The sequence below is a fragment of the Streptomyces sp. NPDC030798 genome, assembly GCF_055572275.1.
Genome location: NZ_JBVIDR010000020.1, coordinates 50,583 through 69,000 on the forward strand (window position 1 = coordinate 50,583; position 18,418 = coordinate 69,000).

Here is an 18,418-nt window from a genome sequence, read left to right on the forward strand (position 1 = left end):
CCTGCGTGGATGCGGTGGCGAGGATGGCCTGGCGCGTCGACGCGTCAGATCATCCCGTCGTTTCCGCGCCGGTCGGCAGAGGCGGCTCCGCCTCCGCGCGCTCCCACTCCTCGTCGGTGAGCAGCCGGGAGCGGAGCAGGAACCGCACGCCCTCCGGGGCCTCCAGGGAGAAGCCGCTGCCCCTGCCCGGGACCACGTCGACGGTGAGGTGGGTGTGCCGCCAGTACGCGTACTGGTCGGCGCTCATCCAGAACGGTGTGTCTCCGGCGACGTGGCCGAGCAGGACGTCCGCGGCGCCGACGCGGAACTCGCCGCGCGGGTAGCACATCGGAGCGCTGCCGTCGCAGCAGCCGCCGGACTGGTGGAACATCAGGGGGCCGTGACGAGCCGTCAGCTGTCGCACCAACTCGTCAGCCGTGTCGGTGAGTTCGACTCGCTGCACCCGGGGCCCCATCAGAAGAGGCCGACCTTCTGCTCCGAGTAGCTGACCAGCAGGTTCTTCGTCTGCTGGTAGTGGTCGAGCATCATCTTGTGGTTCTCGCGGCCGATGCCGGACCCCTTGTAGCCGCCGAAGGCGGCGTGGGCCGGGTAGGCGTGGTAGCAGTTGGTCCACACCCGTCCGGCCTGGATCTCGCGGCCGAGCCGGTAGGCGTGGTTGCCGTTGCGGGACCAGACGCCGGCGCCGAGGCCGTACAGGGTGTCATTGGCGATCTTCAGGGCCTCTTCGGGGGAGTCGAAGGTGGTGACCGAGAGGACCGGGCCGAAGATCTCCTCCTGGAAGATCCGCATGTCGTTGGTGCCCTTGAAGACGGTCGGCTCGATGTAGTAGCCGCCTTCCAGGCCGGGGACCGTGCGGGGTCCGCCCCCGGTGAGCAGCTCGGCGCCCTCCTGCTTGCCGATGTCGATGTAGGACAGGATCTTCTCGAACTGGTCGTTGCTCACCTGGGCACCGATCATGGTCTGCGGGTCGAGCGGGTTGCCGCCCTTGATGGCCTTGGTGCGCTCCAGGGCGCGGGCCATGAACTCGTCGTAGATCGAGGAGGCGATCAGGGCCCGGGACGGGCAGGTGCACACCTCGCCCTGGTTGACCGCGAACATCACGAAGCCCTCGATGGCCTTGTCCAGGTAGGCGTCATCGGCGTCCATGACGTCGGCCAGGAAGATGTTCGGGCTCTTGCCTCCCAGCTCCAGGGTGACCGGGATGATGTTCTCGCTTGCGTACTGCATGATCAGCCGGCCGGTCGTGGTCTCGCCGGTGAAGGCGATCTTGGCGATGCGCGGGCTGGAGGCGAGCGGCTTGCCGGCCTCGACGCCGAAGCCGTTGACGACGTTGAGCACGCCGGCCGGGAGCAGGTCGGCGATCAGGTCGATCACGTACAGCAGGCTGACCGGGGTCTGCTCAGCGGGCTTGATGACCACGCAGTTGCCCGCCGCCAGGGCCGGGGCGAGCTTCCACGCGGCCATCAGGATCGGGAAGTTCCACGGGATGATCTGGCCGACCACGCCCAGCGGCTCGTGGAAGTGATAGGCGACGGTGTCCTCGTCGATCTCGCCGACCGTTCCCTCCTGGCCGCGCACCACGCCCGCGAAGTACCGGAAGTGGTCGACGGCGAGCGGGATGTCGACGTTCAGGGTCTCCCGGACCGGCTTGCCGTTCTCCCAGGTGTCCGCCACGGCGATCTTCTCGAGGTTCTCCTCGATCCGGTCCGCGATCCGGTTCAGGAGGTTGGCCCGCTCGGTGGCGGAGGTGCGGCCCCAGCGGTCGGCCGCGGCGTGGGCGGCGTCCAGGGCCAGTTCGACGTCGGCGGCGGAGGAGCGGGCGACCTCGCAGAAGACCTTTCCGTTCACCGGCGACAGGTTCTCGAAGTAGCGGCCCTCCACGGGGGCGACCCAGTCGCCGCCGATGAAGTTGTCGTATCGCGGGGCGAAGTTGACGATGCTGCCGTCTGTTCCCGGCTGCGCGTACACCATGGCGGCTCTCCTCGGTGGGCGATGGTTGATGCTGCGGTACGACGGCCCTCGCCGTCGTGGTGTGCATCACTGTGGGCCCGCGAGGTTGGCGCAAGGTTGGTGACGCCGGTACGCCGGTGGCGGCCGGTCAGCGCAGGGCGGTGGTGAGCCGACCGGCCGCGATCGCCCGGCGGGCGTCGCCCGGACCTATCAGGCGCAGTGCGTGCTCGTGCACCTCCGCGTCGTACGGCGCCCGCTCGCCGTAGCGCAGGGCGTGCTCCGGGCGGACGCTCGCCAGGACCGCCTCCCGGACGGCCACCTCCAGCCGGGTGCGCCACTCCTCGATGCCGGGAGCCTCGCTGCGCGGAAGCAGCGGACCGCGGTAGAGGCGCAGGGCCGTGTCCGTGTCACCGCGCTCCAGCGCGCGCAGCACGTCGACGGCGTCGCAGGAGACGGGTGCGGTGAGTGCGTAGCGGCGGGCCGCGATGCCGCCGCCGAGGGCCCGGCGGAGGTGGGAGATCTCCGCCTTGAACGTGGAGGCCGTCACGGGTCGGTCGCCGTACAGGGCGTCGCGCAGCCGCTCCGAGGAGAAGCCGTCCGGTTCCAGTGCAAGGAGGGTGAGTATCTCTAGTTGCCGGGGGCGCAGAGCGAGCAGCGCGCCCTCGCGTGTGGCTTTCTCCTCGCCCATGCAGGTCAGCCGCACCTGGGGCACGTCGTCCCGGGGCCCGGTCGGCAGTTCGGCGCGGAGCCCGGCCTCGATGGCCGATGCCAGACCGCGCACCGTGGACATGGCCAGTGGGTGTGAGCGGTCCCAGGTGGTGGACAGGTCCAGGACTCCGAGGATGCGTCCGTCGGGTCCGTGGATCGGCGCGCAGTAACAGACCCAGCCGTGCAGCGCGGCCACCAGGTGTTCGGCCGAGAAGACCGTGCTGGGGCGGCCGGTGCGCAGCGCCAGGGACAGGGCGTTGGTGCCCATGGCCTGCTCGTTCCAGCGACCGCCGGGAGCGAAGTTGACCCGCTCGGCTCGCCGGCGCATGTCCTGTCCGGCGCACGTCCACATGATCGTTCCGGACTCGTCGGTGACCGCGGCGACGAAGCCCGCGTCGTGCGCGACGCTGCGCAGTTCGTCGGAGAGGGCGTCGACCGGTCGGCGCAGCAGCGAGTCGGTCCAGCGGAGCCGGACCGTGCCGTCGTCGGCGACCGGCGCGCTGTCCCGGGCCGGATCCACGCTGATCAGGGAGCGCACCCAGGAGTCGGCCACCTCATGGCGCAGCGCCTCGTGGCCGCTGGGTGCCGAGCCCGTGGACTTCACCAGCGACACCGTCCGGGACCACTCACCTTCGAGTGCGACCCTGCGCTGCCGAAGATCACTGCGCTGTGACATGTGCTTCCCTGTCGTAACAAAGGGGCGAATCACAATTATCCGCCTCAACCGTACAGAGCACACCTGCCCGATCAGGCAGGTTCCCCTGTCCGGACGGGCAGGTGCCGCGTCCGGTTGCACGCCCCTAGCGTGGTCTGCGTTTGACGACAGTGTTATCGGCGAATGAAGCACTGAAATCAAGGTTTCGCACAGGTTGCGGACTGTACGCCCTTGTGGAGGTCACATGTCGCTCCCCTCCGGTGCCATGGTGACCAGCGGTATTGACCCGAGTGCCGACTGGAGCCGTGACGAGCGCCACGGCGAACTCCTGGGGCCGCAGGGGATGGGCACCGAGGCTCTCCGGCAGTCCGCCAGGATGGCAAAGTTCCATGTGCCCGAGGTCCTCTTCGGACCCGGCTCGCTGACCGAGCTCGGTCATTGCGCGCTCAGGCTCGGCGGCCGTCGGCCGTTCCTCGTGACCGACCCGGGGCTGATCGAGGCGGGCTGGGTGGACGAGGCGGTGGGCCATCTGCGCCGGGTCGGCCTGCGGCCCGTCGTCTGGCACGACGTGACACCCAATCCCAAGGACCACGAGGTCGAGGCCGGCTTCCAGCGGTACGCGGCCAGCGGCTGCGACGTGATCGTGGGGGTGGGCGGGGGTTCCGTCATCGACGCGGCCAAGGGCGTGGCGATCCTGTCCAGCAACGGCGGGCGCATCCTCGACTACGAGGGCGTGGACCGGGTCGGCCGGCCGATTCCGCCCACCGTGATGGTGCCCTCCACCTCGGGTACCGGGGCGGACGTGTCGCAGTTCGCCGTGATCACGGACACCGCCGAACACATCAAGATCACCATCGTGAGCCGCACGCTGGTGCCCGAGATCTCGGTCATCGACCCGCGTCTGCTGACCACCATGCCGGGCTGGCTCAACGCGGCGACCGGCCTGGACGCCCTGACGCACGCCGTCGAGGCGTTCGTGTCCCGGGCGCACAACCCGCTGACGGACATCCACGCACTGCACGCGGTGGAACTGATCACCCGGAATCTGGTGCGCACCCAGGTGCGGCCGAAGGACTTCGCCGCCCGGCTGGCCATGGCACAGGCCGCGCTGGAGGCGGGAATGGCCTTCACGAACGCGATCCTCGGGGCGACGCACGCGATGAGCCACCAGGTCGGCGGCCTGCTGGACGCCCCGCACGGCGTGGTCAACGGCGTGCTGCTGCCGCACGTCATCCGGTTCAACGCCGAGGCGCGCCCGCAGCGGTTCGTCGCGCTCGGGGCGGCGGCGGGCATCGCGACCGAGGGCGTACCGCCCCGCGAGGTGGCCGCGCGACTCGCGGACCTGGTGCGTGCGCTGGCGGACGACGTCGGTGTCCCCAAGGGCCTGGCCGGCCTCGGGGTCGCGGAGTCCGACGTGCCCGTGCTGGCCCGCACCACGCTGAAGGACGCCTGTATGGCGACCAACCCCCGGGAGGTCGACGTGCGGGACGTCGAGGCACTGTTCCGCGAGGCTCTGTGAGGAGGTACCGGTGAGCGTCCCCGAACGGCCCGGACGCGCCCCCGATCTGGGGGTGCTCACCGGCCTGCGGTCGGGCAAGCGCTCGTACTACCCGGCCTACGTGCGCTCCACCGAGCGGCTGGAGCGGACGGTGGAGGCGCTCGACGGCATCTCCCGGGCCCTGGTGCGGACGGCGGAGGGACCGCGTGCCCTGGTCGAGGCGGTCGTACGGGCTGCGGCCGAGCACCTGCAGGCGCGCTGGCTGCTGCTGGCGGTGGCGGACGGCGCCCTGCGCGCCGCGCGGCCGCGCTTCCTGCTGTACGCCGACGACGTACTGATCGACGACGAGACCCATGTGCCCGCGGAGGTGCGGGAACATCTGCGTGTGCTGCGCACCCGGCCGTGGGAGGCCGCTGTGCCGCCCGGCGAGCCCGGGTGGGTGCGGGCGCCGATGACCCTGGACGGTGAACCGGTCGGCGGGATCGCGGCGCAGCCCGGCGTCGGCGTCGAGGTGGCCGACACCGACCTGGCGATCCTCAGGGTCCTGGCCAATCAGGCCGCCGTCGCCGTGCACAACACGTTCCTCTTCCACGCGGCGGCCACCCTGCGCGGGCGGACGGAGGAACTGTCCGAAGCGGCCGAGCGGCAGGCCCGTGACCTGGCGGCACGCAAGGCCGAGCTGGCCCAGACCCAGGCCCGGCTGCTCGACGCGATGCAACGGCAGGCCCTGGACGACGAGCGGCGCCGCATCGCACGTGAACTGCACGACAGTGTCACGCAGTACGTGCTCAGCGCGGGCATGACCGTCGAGGTGTGCCGGGCCGAACTGGAGGCGCTCGGCGGGCGGGCCGAGGAGATCGCCGAGCGGCTGGCCGGCGCCAAGGATCTCAACCGGCAGGCGGTGGAACGCCTGCGCGCCGCCATCTACGCGCTGCACCGCACCTCGCAGGAGCCCGCGGGCCCGCTCCCCGTGATGCTCGAACGGCTGTCCACGGTGCATCTGACCACGGACCTCGACGTGCGGGTGCGCGTGGACGGCAGCCCGCTGCCGCTACCGGGCGAGGCCGAGCAGTCGCTGCTCCGGCTGACCGGCGAGGCCCTGTTCAACTCCGCCACGCACGGCAGGGCCGGCCGGGCGCTGGTCCGGCTGCGGTATCTGCCCGGCTCCGTCGTGCTGACCGTGTCCGACGACGGCGGCGGAGACCCGGCCGGGCTGCGCCGCGCCCTGCGGCTCGCCCGGGCCACCGATCTGTCCGGTCGTCACCGGGGACTGGCCAACATGGCCGCCAGGACGGAGGAGCTGGGCGGCAGACTGTCCATCCGCCGCTCGCGCATGGGAGGCGTCCTGCTACGGGTCGACATCCCGCTGCCGGTGCCCGAACGACCAGGAGACAACCGATGACCAGCGACCAGCAGACGACGGCTCCCGCGGCGGCCCAGCAAATCGTCCTCGTGGACGACCACGCGATCGTCCGTCATGGGGTGCGCTCCATCCTGGAGCGGGAGAGCGACCTGGAAGTGGTCGGAGAGGCGAGTACGGCAGCCGAGGCGGTCGCCGTCGTCGAACGGACGAAACCGTCCATCGTGCTGCTGGACCTGAAGCTGTCGACCGGGACCGACACCGAGGGACTGGACCTGTGTGCCCGACTGACCGAGCGGCATCCGGGGCTGGCAGTGCTGGTCCTCACCACCTTCCTCGACGACTCCCTGGTGGTGGAGGCGATCCAGCACGGCGCCCGCGGCTACGTCGTCAAGGACGTCGACACCACCGAACTGCTGCGCTCCATACGTGCCGTGGCCCGCAACGAGAGCGCCTTCGACTCGCACGCCGCCGCGGCGATGGTGCGCGCCATGCGCGTGCAGCCCGAGCAGCCCAGATTCACCGAACGCGAGGTGATGGTCCTGAAGCTGCTCGCCCGAGGGCTGAGCAACCGGGACATCGGGGCCGAGCTGTACATCTCGGAGACGACGGTGAAGTTCCACGTCCGCAACGTCATGCGCAAGATGGACGCGAGCAGCCGCGCGGAAGTCGTGTACGAGGCGAGCAAGATGGGCGTGATCTGACAGCGGGAAGGCCGAGGAGGGCCTGAACCGGTGCGAGGGGTCCAGGCCCTCCTGACGCTGCCTCAGGCCGGCGGTCCACGAGCCGGTGGGCCGAGCGGTACGCCGCTTCCCGGCGGTGGCCGGCGACGGCACCCACCCGCGTCCGGAGTCAGCCGGGATCGATGATCAGCCAGCCGCCGTGGCGGGAGCCGACGGAGAAGCGGTGGCCGGTGCGGCGGCCCATTGCGGCGAGTTGATCCTCGTCGAAGCACCGCACGTGTCCGTATGCGGCGGTCGGCTCGTCCTCGTACGGCACCGCCGCCACCACCCGTTTCCGGGCCAGCCGCAGCGCCTCCCGTACGACGGCCTCGCCGTGACCGGGGTCCAGGTGCTCCAGCACGTGGATGACCGTGACGGTGTCCACCGAGCGGTCCGGCAGCGGCACCCGCGCGGCATCGCAGACCAGCGTCTCCAGCCGCAGACCGCGCACCCGGGCCACGGCGTCCAGCAGCCGCATGGTGCCCCCCGCGAGATCCGAGGCGATCACCGTGTACCCCGGCTTCTCCGCGAACAGCAGGGGCAGGAAGCCGAAGCAGGAGCCCAGGTCCAGTACCGTGCCCGCGCCGACCAGGTCCATGGCGTGGTGGTACACGGGGGCGAAGCCGGCGATCGACGAGTGGTCGGCCGGTTGCGGGGCCTGCCGGGCCGCCCGGATGCGGGCCAGCGTGTTGCCGTAGAACGTGGTCCAGGCGGGCAGCGGCTCGTCCACACACGAGCGCACCACCCCCGTGAAGACGCGCTCGAAGACGTCACTCCCGGACAGCCAGCCGGGGGCGAACAACTCCTCGGCCAGCAGCCCCGCCAGATCGTTGTCCAGGTGCTCGGGGCGCAGCGAGTGGCTCAGCTCGACGCGTCGGCCGCGGCGGCGCAGGGCGAAGTGCTCGGTGCGGACGACCGGCCGGGGCGCCGCGCCGTCGCCGCACGCGCTGCCGCGCACCACCCGAACCAGGTGATCGGCGTACACGCCCGGCGGGTTCGGCGCCAGAGGATCGATACGGCGCGCCGCGACGGCGGTGCGGAGGCTGGGGACGCTCATGACGGCGACTCCTCCTGGCGGCAGGTGGATGCGCTCATCGCCCGGTCGCCTCCGCCGCCATCCGGTGGCTCGTGCGCTGCAGTCCCGTGAGGTCGGCGACCACCCGGACGCGGTCGCAGTACTCCGCGTAGCCGGGCAGGTCGCAGGCGCCGAGGCCCCAGGAGTAGCGGGGTTCCGGGGTCAGCCAGACGGTGTGCCGCACCCGGCGCGTGATCTCGGCGAACGTCTCGGTCCGCGGATCGTTGCCGTTGCCGCGGCCGTCGCCCAGCACCAGGAGGGTCGTACGCCGCCCCAGCGCGGCGGAGTGCTCGCCCAGCAGCAGCTCGAACGTCCTGCCGTAGTCGGAGCGGGCGTCCACGTCGAGGAGTCCGCCGGCCGGCAGTCCGTCGAAGACCAGGCCGAGCGCCCGCTCCAGCGGGTGCTCGGCGAACAGCTCGGTGATCTCGGTGGGCTCGTCGACGAAGGCGTAACTGCGGACCTGGCCGAACAGCGACTGCAGACCGTGCACCAGGTGCAGGGTGAAGCGCGCCGTGGCCCGTACCGACAGCGAGACATCCGCGAGGATCACCAGGCGGGGTCGGTCCTCGGCGCGGGTGACGGTGACGGGCCGGAAGGGTACGCCGTCGTACCGCATGTTGCGGCGCATGGTGCGGCCCGGGTGCACCCGACCGCGCGGGGTGGCGCGCTTGCGGCTGGTCAGGGCGCCGTGCAGGGAGCGGCCGATGCGGCGCAGCGCCTCCTCCAGTTGGGCGCGCTCGTCCTCGTCGACCGTCTCGATCCGGGCGCGTTCGGCGATCCGGGCGGACTCCACGGCCACCGAGCGGAGTTCGGCCAGCCGGTCCAGATGGCGCTTCAGCAGTTCCGGCAGGTTCTCGATCACGCCCGCCAGTTCGGCGCGCCGGAAGCCGGGTCGCTCCTCGGCTTCGTCCTCGGGATCGTCCGTGAGGCGGCCGAGCAGGGCGTCCTGCCGGGCGACGGTCAGTGCCGTGTCGACCGGCTGACCGGTCGCCGCCGCGAGCCGGCCGGGAACGCCCGCGCCGTGCAGCCGCAGGGTCTCCAGCTGGACGGCGGCCCCCGTGTCCCGGCCGCCGGTGCCGCCGTCCTCGGAGAGGACGATCTCGTCGGTCAGCGAGGCCAGGTCGATCTTGTTGGCCTCCTGGTGGAGGTTGTATTGCTGGGCCAGGTCCTGCTGGTCGAAGAAGTCCCGGATGTCGGACGGTTTGCCGTGGCTGTGCCCCTGCTCCGGGGTCTTCGAGGGCTCGTCGGAGACGGTGAACGACTCGAGTTCGCCGGTGTCGGTCAGGTCGTCGTGCTCGTGGCCGTGGCCGTGCCCGTCGGGTTCCCCGGCCACCGGGAGGAGTGAGAAGAACGCGGTGAACAGGTCGTCGAACAGGGCGTGGTCGCGCCGGTCCTTCACCAGCGTCATGCGCAGCGCCTCCCGCAGCCCCTCCCGCTCGCCGAGGAGGCCGGGCTGGGCCGCCCCGCGCATGGCGTCCACGGCCTCCGACACGGAGATCCGCAGCCCGAACAGCCGCAGCACGCGCACGAACCGGTGCACACCCGCTTCCATGTGCGCCTCCCCCGTCAGTCGGCGCGGCGCCGCGCGACGGCGGCGAAGGCGCGGGCGCCCTGGCCGCCACCGGCCGCGGGGCGATGGGTCGGTCCGGCTCCGGGGGCGCCGTAGTAGGCCTCGTCGTGTCGGCCCTGCCGGTCCATGGCGGCCCGGACGGCGCGGCCGTCCACCTCGTCGGGCTCCTCGTGTCCCGGCCCGTGGTGGTGGTGCCCGTGGTGGTGCCCGTGGTGGTGATCGTCGCCGTCGTGCCGGTGCCCCGGCTCGGGCAGGACCCGGTTCGGGTCGATCAAGCGTGGCAGCACGTCCAGAGCACGGTGCAGGTCGCGCTCGTACTTGAGCACGACGTTGGCCGTGTCGGCGAGCACCGCCGGATCGAGTTCGTCGACGCCCAGCACGGCGAGAGTGCGGGCCCAGTCGACGGTCTCGGAGATGCTGGGACTCTTTCGCAGCTTCAGGTCACGCAGGCCCCGCACCACCTGCACCAGATGGCGGGCGGTGGCTTCCGGAAGCCCGGTGCCCTTCGACCGGACGATCTCCAACTCCCGCTCCGCGTCCGGGTAGCCGAGGAAGAGGTGCAGGCAGCGCCGCTTGAGCGCGGCGGACAGGTCGCGGGTGTTGTTGGAGGTCAGCACGACGTACGGGGCGACCTTCGCGGTGTACGTGCCGATCTCCGGCACCGACACCTGGTACTCGGCCAGGCACTCCAGCAGTACGGCCTCCAGCGCCTCGTCGGCCCGGTCGACCTCGTCGATCAGCAGGACGGCCGGCTGCTCGCCGCGTACCGCGTCCAGCAGGGGGCGCGGGGCGAGGAAGCGGTCGGAGAAGAACACGCTGTCCTGCTCCTCGATCCGCTGGACGGCCGCGGCGAGGTCGGGGGCGTCGGCCGTCAGATCGCCGATCTTGTCGCGCAGCATCTGGGTGTACAGCAGCTGCTTGCCGTAGTCCCACTCGTACAGCGCCCGGCTCTCGTCCTGGCCCTCGTAGCACTGCAGGCGCAGCAGGCGGCGCCCGGTGACGGCGGCGAGTGTCTTGGCGAGCTCGGTCTTGCCGACACCGGCCGGCCCTTCCAGCAGCGCCGGTTTGTCCAGTCGGGTCAGCAGGAAGACGGTCGTGGCGAGCCGCTGGTCGGCGATGTAGCCGTGGTCGGCGAACTGCCGGACCACGTCGTCGACCGAGGCGAAGGCGGGAGTGTCGGGGGGCTGGGGTGTGGCGGGCACGGTTCCTCCGTCCGTGGGTGCGGGGCGGGGGACGGCGGTGTTGTCGGTCCCCCGCCCCCTGTGGGAAGGCTCAGCGGGTTCGGGTCAGCCGAGCAGGTCGTCCAGGTCGCCGGTCATGCAGTGCTCCACGACGGGCCGGACGGTGTCGAACGTGCACTCCTTGGCGTTGCCCGGGGTGCAGGCGTCACCGAGGACGTGGTGCGTGATGCGGTCCACGTCGGCGGCGTCGCCCGTGATCGCCTTGGCCTGTTCGTAGAACTTGGTCGGGCCCTGGCCGAGCCGGTTCTTGGAGTACGTGTCCTGATGGACGTCCGTGAACTTCTCCGGGATGCCGACGTCGCGCAGCAGCCGGATGCCCGCGGCGAGCGCCGCCTCGGCGGCCCTGACCTTGGTCATGCCGTGCGTGTCCACGCCCATCGCCTCGGCGATGTCCGCGAACCGCTCGTAGTGGGCGGGCATGTTGAACGCCCACACGCGGGGCAGCGCGATGGCGTTGTTGAGGCCGTGGTGGGTGTCGTAGAAGGCGCTGACGGCGTGCGAGATGGAGTGGATGATGCCCAGGCCGCCGGAGTTGAACGCCTGCGCCGCGATGTACTGCGCGTACATCATCCCCTCACGCCCGGCCAGGTCCTGGCCGTTCCACACCGCTTGCCTGAGGTGCCGGGCCGTGAGGCGGATGGCGTGCAGCGCGTTGCCCAGCGACGGCTGGAAGTCGAGCCGGGAGACGTACGGCTCGGAGGCGTGCGCGAGGACGTCGAAGCCGCACTGCGCCGTGTAGTCCAGCGGGCAGTCGTAGTACAGCGTCGGGTCGTCGATGGCGAGCGAGGCCACCGAGGCGTCGTCGAACGCCACGTACTTGTGCGGGTTGTCGGGGTCGGTCGTGGTGTCGGTGATGACGTACGCCCACGAGGTCTCCGAGCCGGTGCCGGCCGTGGTGGAGACCGCGATGTGCGGCGGGTTCCTGGGGTTCTCGGACTTGTTGAAGCCTTCGAAGTCGTTGACGTTGCGGCCGTCGTGCGCCACCGAGATGCGGGCGCCCTTGCAGGCGTCGTGCGACGAGCCGCCGCCGATCGACACGAACGAGTCGCACTTGTTCTCCTGGTACAGCGCCACGGCGTCCATGACGTTGTAGTCCTTGGGGTTGGACTCGACCTTGTCGTACACCACGACCTCCAGGCCGTGGTACTTCATCGACTCGACGATCTTGTGCACGGTGTCGCTGCCGCGCAGCCCCGTGGTCATCACGAGTGTCCGCCTGAACCCGAGCTTCTTGGCCTCCGGGCCGATCAGCTCATGGGCGCCGGGGCCCATCAGCGCCCGGGGGAAGGGGTGGAACTCCTTGATCGGAAACGGCTTGAGAAGTTCTTCGACCTGCATGATCGCGACTGTCCTCTCCGCGCGGTGGGCCGCGCGTACTGCGTCGACTGCGTGGCGTGACTCACCTTCCGACGAAGGCGTGGTGGGGCGATACCGGCCGCCCGGACGGCAGCGGGACGCGAACGGACGGGAAGCACCCTGCCCGGTCGGAGGGGGTGAGCGGCGGACACCGGCATCGGCGGCGCACACCTGCCCGACCGGACAGGGTGACGGCGGCCGGAAGCAGGGCGAGACACGGCGGCGGCCTCCGTAGCGTCGGATTCCGGCCGGTCACCGCACGGCGGTACCGGATCTCCGTCGAATCCCCCACCCGTTCAGGAGGTTGGCCATGAACGACAACCAGATCAGCGCCGAGCCGGACATCGCCGTCGACGAGGTGATCGAGGAGGTCCTCGTCGAAGAGGTGTCGATCGACGGCATGTGCGGCGTCTACTAGGCCCGCCGCCATGACCACCCTCCCGGCGGCCCCGGCCGGCGCGGCGTTCGACGCGGCGCGCCCCTACCGGCTGAACCCCTCCGTCGCGCTGCGTCCCGAGCCGTTCGGAGCGCTCGCCTACCACTTCGGCAACCGTCGGCTGTCGTTCCTCAAGGCACCGGAACTCGTCGAACTGGTCCGGGGGCTCGACCGGCACCCCAGCGTCGGGGACGCCCTCGCCGGCGTTCCCGACGGCCGGCGGGGCGCCTTCCTGCGGGCGCTGGCCTCGCTGGCCGCCGCCGACATGATCGTTCCCCAGCGCAGTGGAACCGGAGCGCAGTGATGACCACCCTGCACGAGCCCCCGCACGCCGCCAGGCGGAGCGGGGCCGGAGCGAACGAGGACACCCCCGTGTCTGAAGGGGTACGGGTGAAGGTGCCCGCCCTCGTCGAGCAGTTCAAGGGAGGCCTCGCCGCCCCGATCTGCCTGACCTGGGAGTGGACCTACGCCTGCAACCTGTCCTGCGCGCACTGCCTGTCCTCGTCCGGGCGGCGCGATCCCCTGGAGCTGTCCACGGACGAGATCACGTCCGTGATCGACGAGCTTCAGCGCATGCAGGTGTTCTACGTCAACGTCGGCGGCGGCGAGCCCACGGTCCGCCCCGACTTCTGGGACCTCCTCGACTACGCGATCGCCCACCAGGTGGGTGTGAAGTTCTCCACCAACGGCGTCCGTCTGAGTCCCGAGCGGGCACGGCGGCTGGCCGCCACCGACTACGTGGACGTGCAGATCTCCCTCGACGGAGCCACCCGCGCGGTCAACGACGCCGTCCGGGGCCCCGGTTCGTACGACATGGCCGTGCGAGCCATGGAGAACCTCGCGGGCGCGGGCTTCAGGGACTTCAAGATCTCGGTGGTGATGACCCGTCACAATGTGGCGCAGCTCGACGACTTCGCCGTGCTCGCCGACCGGTACGGAGCCCAGCTGCGGATCACCCGGTTGCGGCCCTCCGGCCGGGGCGCGGACGTCTGGGACGACCTTCACCCCACCGCCGAGCAGCAGCGCCGACTCTACGACTGGCTCGTCGACCACGGCGGGAACGTGCTCACCGGGGACTCCTTCTTCCACCTCAACGCCCTCGGTTCCGAGCCGATCCCGGGGCTGAACCTGTGCGGCGCCGGGCGGGTCGTCTGCCTGATCGACCCGGTCGGGGACGTCTACGCCTGTCCGTTCGCCATCCACGACGCTTTCAAGGCGGGCAACGTCCGCTCACCGGGCGGCTTCGAAGGAGTGTGGCGGGAGTCGGACCTCTTCGCCGACCTGCGCCGGCCGTCCTCCGGCGGGGCCTGCTCCGGCTGCTCCGCGTTCGACGCCTGCCAGGGCGGATGCATGGCCGCGAAGTTCTTCACGGGCCTGCCGCTGGACGGCCCCGACCCCGAGTGCGTCAAGGGCCACGGGGCCACCGCGCTCGCGGCCGTCGACCCGGCCACGCTGCCGGGCCAGGGCAAGGACCACTCGCGCCGCACGGTGGCGCTGGGCATACCCGCCGTCCGCGCCCGCCGCTCCGACCGCTTCTGCGACGAGAGCCCGCTGGCAGGTACCGACCCGGGCGCCTTCGTACCCGACGAGAGAGGAACGTCATGAGCAAGTGGATCGAGACGGTCGCCGAGGCCCAGCGGCGAGCGAGGAAACGGCTGCCGAAATCCGTGTACAGCGCGCTGCTCGCGGGCTCCGAGAAGGGCGTCTCCTACGACGACAACACCGCCGCCTTCGCCGAACTGGGCTTCGCGCCGCACGTGGCCGGGCTGTCGGCCAAGCGCGACCAGGCCACCACCGTCATGGGACAGGACATCTCCCTGCCGGTGCTCATCTCGCCGACGGGTGTGCAGGCGGTGCACCCGGACGGTGAGGTGGCCGTGGCCCGCGCCGCCGCCGCGCGGGGCACCGCGATGGGGCTCAGCTCGTTCGCGAGCAAGCCGCTCGGGGACGTCCTGGCGGCCAATCCGCAGACGTTCCTCCAGGTGTACTGGATGGGTTCCCGGGACGCGATGGCCCGGCGCCTCCAGGACGCCCGTGAGGCGGGCGCCAAGGGCATCATCGTCACCCTCGACTGGTCCTTCTCGTACGGCCGGGACTGGGGCAGCCCCGAGATTCCCGAGCGGCTGGACCTCAGGGCCATGACACGGTTCGCCCCCGAGGCGCTGGCCCGCCCCGGCTGGCTCTGGGACTTCGTGAAGTCCCGCAGCCTCCCGGACCTGAAGGCACCCAACATCGCCGAGCCGGGGCAGGAGGCGCCCACGTTCTTCGGCGCCTACGGCGAGTGGATGACGACCCCTCCGCCCTCCTGGGACGACGTGCGCTGGCTGCGCGAGCAGTGGGACGGACCGTTCATGCTCAAGGGCATCTGCCGGGTGGACGACGCGCTCCGCGCGGTCGACGCGGGCGTCACCGCGATCTCGGTGTCCAACCACGGCGGCAACAACCTCGATGCGACCCCCGCCCCGATCCGCGTCCTGCCCGTCATCGCGGACGCGGTGGGTGACCAGGTCGAGGTGCTGCTCGACGGCGGAGTCCGCCGCGGCAGCGACGTGGTCAAGGCCCTCGCACTCGGCGCCAGGGCCGTGATGATCGGCCGCGCCTACCTGTGGGGCCTGGCGGCGGGCGGCCAGACCGGCGTGGAGAACGTGCTCGACATCCTGCGCCGCGGCATCGATTCCGCCCTGCTGGGGCTCGGGCGTGCGTCGGTCCACGAGCTCACGCCCGACGACGTGCTCGTCCCGCGGGGCTTCATCCGGGCACTCGGAGCGGTCTGACATGCCCGACGCCCGGAGTTCGCTCGCGGACCTGAGCTGGCCCGACGTGGCGGACCGCCGCCCCCTGGTGCTGCTGCCGCTCGGCTCCTGCGAACAGCACGGCCCACACCTGCCACTGGACACCGATACGGCGGTGGCCTCCGCGGTCGCCGAACGCGCCGCCGCCCGGCTGCACGACGAGGCGGACGTACTGGTCGCGCCCGCTCAGCCGTACGGGGCCAGCGGCGAGCACGAGGGGTTCCCCGGCACCGTGTCCATCGGCCACGACGCGCTGCGCCTGCTGGTCACGGAGACCGGCCGCTCGGTGCTGCGCTGGGCGTCCCGCCTGCTGGTGGTCAACGGGCACGGCGGCAACCTCGCCGGTCTGACCGAGGCGGTCACCGGTCTGCGCGGCGAGGGCCGCGACGTCGCCTGGTGGCCCTGCCTGCCGCCGGGCTCCGACGCCCACGCCGGGCGTGCCGAGACCTCGATGATGCTGCGGCTGCGACACTCGGCCGTCCGTGCCGAGCGGGCCGTCGCCGGACCGACCGAACCCGTTCACCTGCTGATGGACCGGCTGGTCGCCGAATCGGTGCGCGGGGTGAGCCCGTCGGGTGTCCTCGGCGACCCCGCCGGGGCCTGCGCGGGCGACGGCGAGCGGCTCCTGAAGCGGATGGCGGACCGCCTCGCCGAGGACGTCCGCGGATGGCGGGTGGGCGCGCGGGGCCGGCTCGGCCGGCCCCAGACGCAGCCGGTCGCCACCCCCGCCGGGGACGGGCGATGACCGGCCGTCGGGTGGCCGTCGTCACCGGCGCCGCGCGGGGCATCGGGGCCGCCACGGTACGGCGACTGGCCCGGGACGGCTGGGCGGTGGTGGCGGTGGACCGCTGCGCCGACGATCCGGACGTGCCCTACCCGCTGGCCGACCCCGGCCGACTGGATCTGCTGGCACAGGAATTCCCCCTGCTCCGTACGGTTCGCGCCGACGTACGCGACGCCGCCGCGCTGCAGCGCGCGGTGGATCTGGCCGAGACCGAGTTCGGCGGCCTCGACGCGGCCGTGGCCGCCGCCGCGGTGATGCTGGGCGGGGACCCGGTGTGGGAACAGACCGACGCCCAGTGGCGGACCCTGCTCGACGTGGACGTCATGGGCGTGGCCAACCTCGCGCGCGCCGCCGTACCCGCCCTGCTGCGCAGGCCGCACCCCCGGCACGGCCGCTTCGTCGCCCTCGCCTCGGCCGCCGCGCACCGCGGTCTGTGGCGCCTTGGCGCCTACTGCGCGGCCAAGCACGCCGTGGTCGGCCTGGTCCGCGGCCTCGCCTGCGACCTGCGTGACACGGGCGTGCACGCCGTCGCCGTCTCGCCGGGCTCGACCCGCACCGCCATGCTGCGGGCCACGGCGGACCTGTACCACCTGCCCGACGTCGACCAGCTCGCCGCCCAGCAGCTCACCGGGCGCCCACTGGAACCCGAGGAAGTGGCCGCGGCGGTGGCCTGGGCCTGCTCCCCCGAGTCCTTCGCTCTCACCGGTTCCGTACTGCACGCGGACGGAGGGTTCACCGCATGACGGCATCCGCACACCGCACCGCGGCTCCCTCGACGAGCACGCCGCTGCCCTCTCCGGCGGACACCGCACTGCCGGCCGGATTCACCGTCGAACTCGCCGCCGGCACGCACCGGTCCGAGGACGGGCGGCTGCTGCTCGGCGGATCACCGCTTCGCCTGCTCCGGCTGACCGCCCCTGCGGCACGCCTCCTGGACGGGGGCCGGCTCACGGTCACGGGCCCGGCGAGCGGCGCGCTCGCACGACGGCTGCTCGACGCCGGGATCGCCCATCCGCGCCCCGCGCCCGTGCCGGTGAGCGACACCACCGTCGTCATCCCCGTCAAGGACCGCGCCGACCAGCTGGACCGGCTGCTCGCCGCCCTGCGCGCCGACCCACCCACCTCCCCCCTGCCGGCCCTGGTCGTGGACGACGGCTCCACCGACCCCGCGGCCCTGGCCCGGGTGGCCCGCGCGCACGGCGCCGAACTGCTGACCCACCCGCGCAACCTCGGCCCGGCCGCGGCCCGCAACACCGGCCTGCGGCACGCCCGTACCCGGTACGTGGCGTTCTGCGACTCCGACGTGGTGCCCGAATCCGGGTGGCTCGCCGCCCTGCTGGCGCAGTTCGCCGACCCCGCGGTGGCGCTCGCCGCTCCCCGCGTGGTCGCGCTGCCCGTCGCCGAACCCGGGCTCCTGGACCGGTACGAGGAGAAGCGCTCGCCGCTGGACATGGGAGCCGGGGAAGGGCCGGTCGTGCCGGTGTCCGCGCTGTCCTACGTCCCCAGTGCGACCATCGTGGTCCGCCGTGATGCCGTAGGCACCGGCTTCGACGACAGCATGCGCGTCGGGGAGGACGTGGACCTGTGCATGCGGCTGCACGAGGCGGGCTGGCGGCTGCGGTACGTGCCCACCGCGCGCGTGGGCCACCGGCACCGCACCGACCTGCGCGGCTGGCTCGCCCAGCGAGCCGCGTACGGCACCGGCGCCGCCGACCTGGCGCTGCGCCACCCCGGGCAGGTGCCGCCGCTGTACGCCGCCCCCTGGTCGCTGGCCGCCTGCGCCCTGCTGCTGCGCGGCGGGCCGGGGCCGGCGGCCGTGGCGGCGGCCCTGACGGCGGCGACCGCCGTCCGCGTGGCACGGCGTATGCCCGACGCCGACCATCCCTCACGCGCGGGGGCGCTGCTGTCGCTCGCCGCGCTGCGCGGCACCGCCGAGCAGCTGCTGCGCTGCGCCACCCGGCACCACTGGCCCCTCGCGGCGGCCGCCGCCGTGGCGAGCCGGCGCGCGCGGTGCGTGCTGATCGCCGCGGCCGTCGCCGAGGGGCTGGTGGACCACCGCCGCTCCGGCACCTCGCTCGGCCCCTTCCCGCACCTGACGATCCGTCGCCTGGACGACCTCGCCTACGGCTGGGGGGTCTGGCAGGGCGCCCTGCGGCGCGGGACCACCGCACCGCTGCGGCCGCGCCTCGCCCTGCGCCTGGTGAGCCGTTGGACCGCCGGAGAGCGGCCGTAGCCGCGGCCCCCGACCCGCCGCCAACCTCCCGCCAACCC

The 18,418-nt window shown here is 72.3% G+C and carries 17 protein-coding genes; 10 read left to right on the forward strand and 7 right to left on the reverse strand.

All coding sequences use genetic code 11. The annotated features are described in order from the left end of the window. Positions 1-49 precede the first annotated feature (49 nt). The 3 genes from ACZ404_RS33895 to ACZ404_RS33905 form a co-directional block, all read right to left on the reverse strand. On the reverse strand, positions 50-454 hold the full coding sequence (locus ACZ404_RS33895) for a DUF779 domain-containing protein (protein ID WP_468446700.1): 405 nt from the start codon (positions 452-454) through the stop codon (positions 50-52). After that, the gene (gene exaC / locus ACZ404_RS33900) at positions 454-1,971 is read right to left on the reverse strand and encodes an acetaldehyde dehydrogenase ExaC (protein ID WP_468446702.1); all 1,518 of its coding nucleotides are present in this window, start codon (positions 1,969-1,971) and stop codon (positions 454-456) included. Before exaC ends, ACZ404_RS33895 begins: the two co-directional genes overlap by 1 nt. A gap of 127 nt (positions 1,972-2,098) precedes the next feature. Further along, on the reverse strand, positions 2,099-3,334 hold the full coding sequence (locus ACZ404_RS33905) for a GAF domain-containing protein (RefSeq protein ID WP_468446704.1): 1,236 nt from the start codon (positions 3,332-3,334) through the stop codon (positions 2,099-2,101). A 223-nt stretch (positions 3,335-3,557) separates the two neighbouring features. On the opposite strand from ACZ404_RS33905, the gene ACZ404_RS33910 reads away from it, so the two are divergent. The 3 genes from ACZ404_RS33910 to ACZ404_RS33920 are packed head-to-tail and all read left to right on the forward strand — an operon-like array spanning position 3,558 to position 6,875. Continuing rightward, complete coding sequence (locus tag ACZ404_RS33910) at positions 3,558-4,832, forward strand: iron-containing alcohol dehydrogenase (protein WP_468446706.1); 1,275 nt, start codon at positions 3,558-3,560, stop codon at positions 4,830-4,832. Between the two features lie 10 nt (positions 4,833-4,842). Further along, complete coding sequence (locus tag ACZ404_RS33915) at positions 4,843-6,213, forward strand: MadS family sensor histidine kinase (protein WP_468446708.1); 1,371 nt, start codon at positions 4,843-4,845, stop codon at positions 6,211-6,213. After that, the gene (locus ACZ404_RS33920; RefSeq protein ID WP_468446710.1) at positions 6,210-6,875 is read left to right on the forward strand and encodes a MadR family response regulator transcription factor; all 666 of its coding nucleotides are present in this window, start codon (positions 6,210-6,212) and stop codon (positions 6,873-6,875) included. The genes ACZ404_RS33915 and ACZ404_RS33920 overlap by 4 nt, the downstream gene beginning before the upstream one ends. A gap of 148 nt (positions 6,876-7,023) precedes the next feature. Here the strand turns inward: ACZ404_RS33920 and mftM are convergent, their stop codons facing one another. From mftM to mdo, 4 genes are all read right to left on the reverse strand, one after another. Then, positions 7,024-7,950 carry a mycofactocin oligosaccharide methyltransferase MftM gene (mftM, locus tag ACZ404_RS33925; protein WP_468446712.1) on the reverse strand — a complete coding sequence of 309 codons (927 nt, stop codon included), beginning with the start codon at positions 7,948-7,950 and terminating at the stop codon, positions 7,024-7,026. A 34-nt stretch (positions 7,951-7,984) separates the two neighbouring features. Beyond that, complete coding sequence (locus ACZ404_RS33930; protein WP_468446714.1) at positions 7,985-9,520, reverse strand: VWA domain-containing protein; 1,536 nt, start codon at positions 9,518-9,520, stop codon at positions 7,985-7,987. A gap of 14 nt (positions 9,521-9,534) precedes the next feature. Further along, positions 9,535-10,740, reverse strand: a complete 1,206-nt coding sequence (locus ACZ404_RS33935; protein WP_468446716.1) for an AAA family ATPase — start codon at positions 10,738-10,740, stop codon at positions 9,535-9,537. 84 nt (positions 10,741-10,824) lie between these two features. After that, positions 10,825-12,117, reverse strand: coding sequence for an NDMA-dependent methanol dehydrogenase (mdo, locus tag ACZ404_RS33940; RefSeq protein ID WP_468446717.1), 1,293 nt, complete (start codon positions 12,115-12,117; stop codon positions 10,825-10,827). 328 nt (positions 12,118-12,445) lie between these two features. Between mdo and mftA the strand changes: the two genes are divergently transcribed. From mftA to mftF, 7 genes are all read left to right on the forward strand, one after another. Beyond that, positions 12,446-12,553 (forward strand): mycofactocin precursor MftA, encoded by a 108-nt coding sequence (mftA, locus tag ACZ404_RS33945; RefSeq protein ID WP_351579461.1) that lies wholly within the window; start codon positions 12,446-12,448, stop codon positions 12,551-12,553. 10 nt (positions 12,554-12,563) lie between these two features. Further along, positions 12,564-12,875 carry a mycofactocin biosynthesis chaperone MftB gene (mftB, locus tag ACZ404_RS33950; RefSeq protein WP_468446720.1) on the forward strand — a complete coding sequence of 104 codons (312 nt, stop codon included), beginning with the start codon at positions 12,564-12,566 and terminating at the stop codon, positions 12,873-12,875. 68 nt (positions 12,876-12,943) lie between these two features. Then, the gene (gene mftC, locus ACZ404_RS33955) at positions 12,944-14,176 is read left to right on the forward strand and encodes a mycofactocin radical SAM maturase (RefSeq protein ID WP_468446722.1); all 1,233 of its coding nucleotides are present in this window, start codon (positions 12,944-12,946) and stop codon (positions 14,174-14,176) included. Further along, positions 14,173-15,345 carry a pre-mycofactocin synthase MftD gene (gene mftD / locus ACZ404_RS33960; protein WP_468446724.1) on the forward strand — a complete coding sequence of 391 codons (1,173 nt, stop codon included), beginning with the start codon at positions 14,173-14,175 and terminating at the stop codon, positions 15,343-15,345. Before mftC ends, mftD begins: the two co-directional genes overlap by 4 nt. A 1-nt stretch (position 15,346) precedes the next feature. Continuing rightward, a complete protein-coding gene (gene mftE / locus ACZ404_RS33965; protein WP_468446726.1) occupies positions 15,347-16,108 on the forward strand; it encodes a mycofactocin biosynthesis peptidyl-dipeptidase MftE in 762 nt (253 codons plus the stop codon). Next, on the forward strand, positions 16,105-16,890 hold the full coding sequence (locus ACZ404_RS33970) for a mycofactocin-coupled SDR family oxidoreductase (protein WP_468446728.1): 786 nt from the start codon (positions 16,105-16,107) through the stop codon (positions 16,888-16,890). Before mftE ends, ACZ404_RS33970 begins: the two co-directional genes overlap by 4 nt. Continuing rightward, the gene (gene mftF / locus ACZ404_RS33975) at positions 16,887-18,380 is read left to right on the forward strand and encodes a mycofactocin biosynthesis glycosyltransferase MftF (protein WP_468446730.1); all 1,494 of its coding nucleotides are present in this window, start codon (positions 16,887-16,889) and stop codon (positions 18,378-18,380) included. The genes ACZ404_RS33970 and mftF overlap by 4 nt, the downstream gene beginning before the upstream one ends. Positions 18,381-18,418: the final 38 nt, after the last annotated feature.

Bases quoted from the DNA above. Each gene is read 5' to 3' on its own strand.
- ACZ404_RS33895 (WP_468446700.1), bottom strand. From the start codon at position 454: ATGGGGCCCCGGGTGCAGCGAGTCGAACTCACCGACACGGCTGACGAG.
- exaC (WP_468446702.1), bottom strand. From the start codon at position 1,971: ATGGTGTACGCGCAGCCGGGAACAGACGGCAGCATCGTCAACTTCGCC.
- ACZ404_RS33905 (WP_468446704.1), bottom strand. From the start codon at position 3,334: ATGTCACAGCGCAGTGATCTTCGGCAGCGCAGGGTCGCACTCGAAGGT.
- ACZ404_RS33910 (WP_468446706.1), top strand. From the start codon at position 3,558: ATGTCGCTCCCCTCCGGTGCCATGGTGACCAGCGGTATTGACCCGAGT.
- ACZ404_RS33920 (WP_468446710.1), top strand. From the start codon at position 6,210: ATGACCAGCGACCAGCAGACGACGGCTCCCGCGGCGGCCCAGCAAATC.
- mftM (WP_468446712.1), bottom strand. From the start codon at position 7,950: ATGAGCGTCCCCAGCCTCCGCACCGCCGTCGCGGCGCGCCGTATCGAT.
- ACZ404_RS33930 (WP_468446714.1), bottom strand. From the start codon at position 9,520: ATGGAAGCGGGTGTGCACCGGTTCGTGCGCGTGCTGCGGCTGTTCGGG.
- mdo (WP_468446717.1), bottom strand. From the start codon at position 12,117: ATGCAGGTCGAAGAACTTCTCAAGCCGTTTCCGATCAAGGAGTTCCAC.
- mftA (WP_351579461.1), top strand. From the start codon at position 12,446: ATGAACGACAACCAGATCAGCGCCGAGCCGGACATCGCCGTCGACGAG.
- mftB (WP_468446720.1), top strand. From the start codon at position 12,564: ATGACCACCCTCCCGGCGGCCCCGGCCGGCGCGGCGTTCGACGCGGCG.
- mftD (WP_468446724.1), top strand. From the start codon at position 14,173: ATGAGCAAGTGGATCGAGACGGTCGCCGAGGCCCAGCGGCGAGCGAGG.
- mftE (WP_468446726.1), top strand. From the start codon at position 15,347: ATGCCCGACGCCCGGAGTTCGCTCGCGGACCTGAGCTGGCCCGACGTG.
- ACZ404_RS33970 (WP_468446728.1), top strand. From the start codon at position 16,105: ATGACCGGCCGTCGGGTGGCCGTCGTCACCGGCGCCGCGCGGGGCATC.
- mftF (WP_468446730.1), top strand. From the start codon at position 16,887: ATGACGGCATCCGCACACCGCACCGCGGCTCCCTCGACGAGCACGCCG.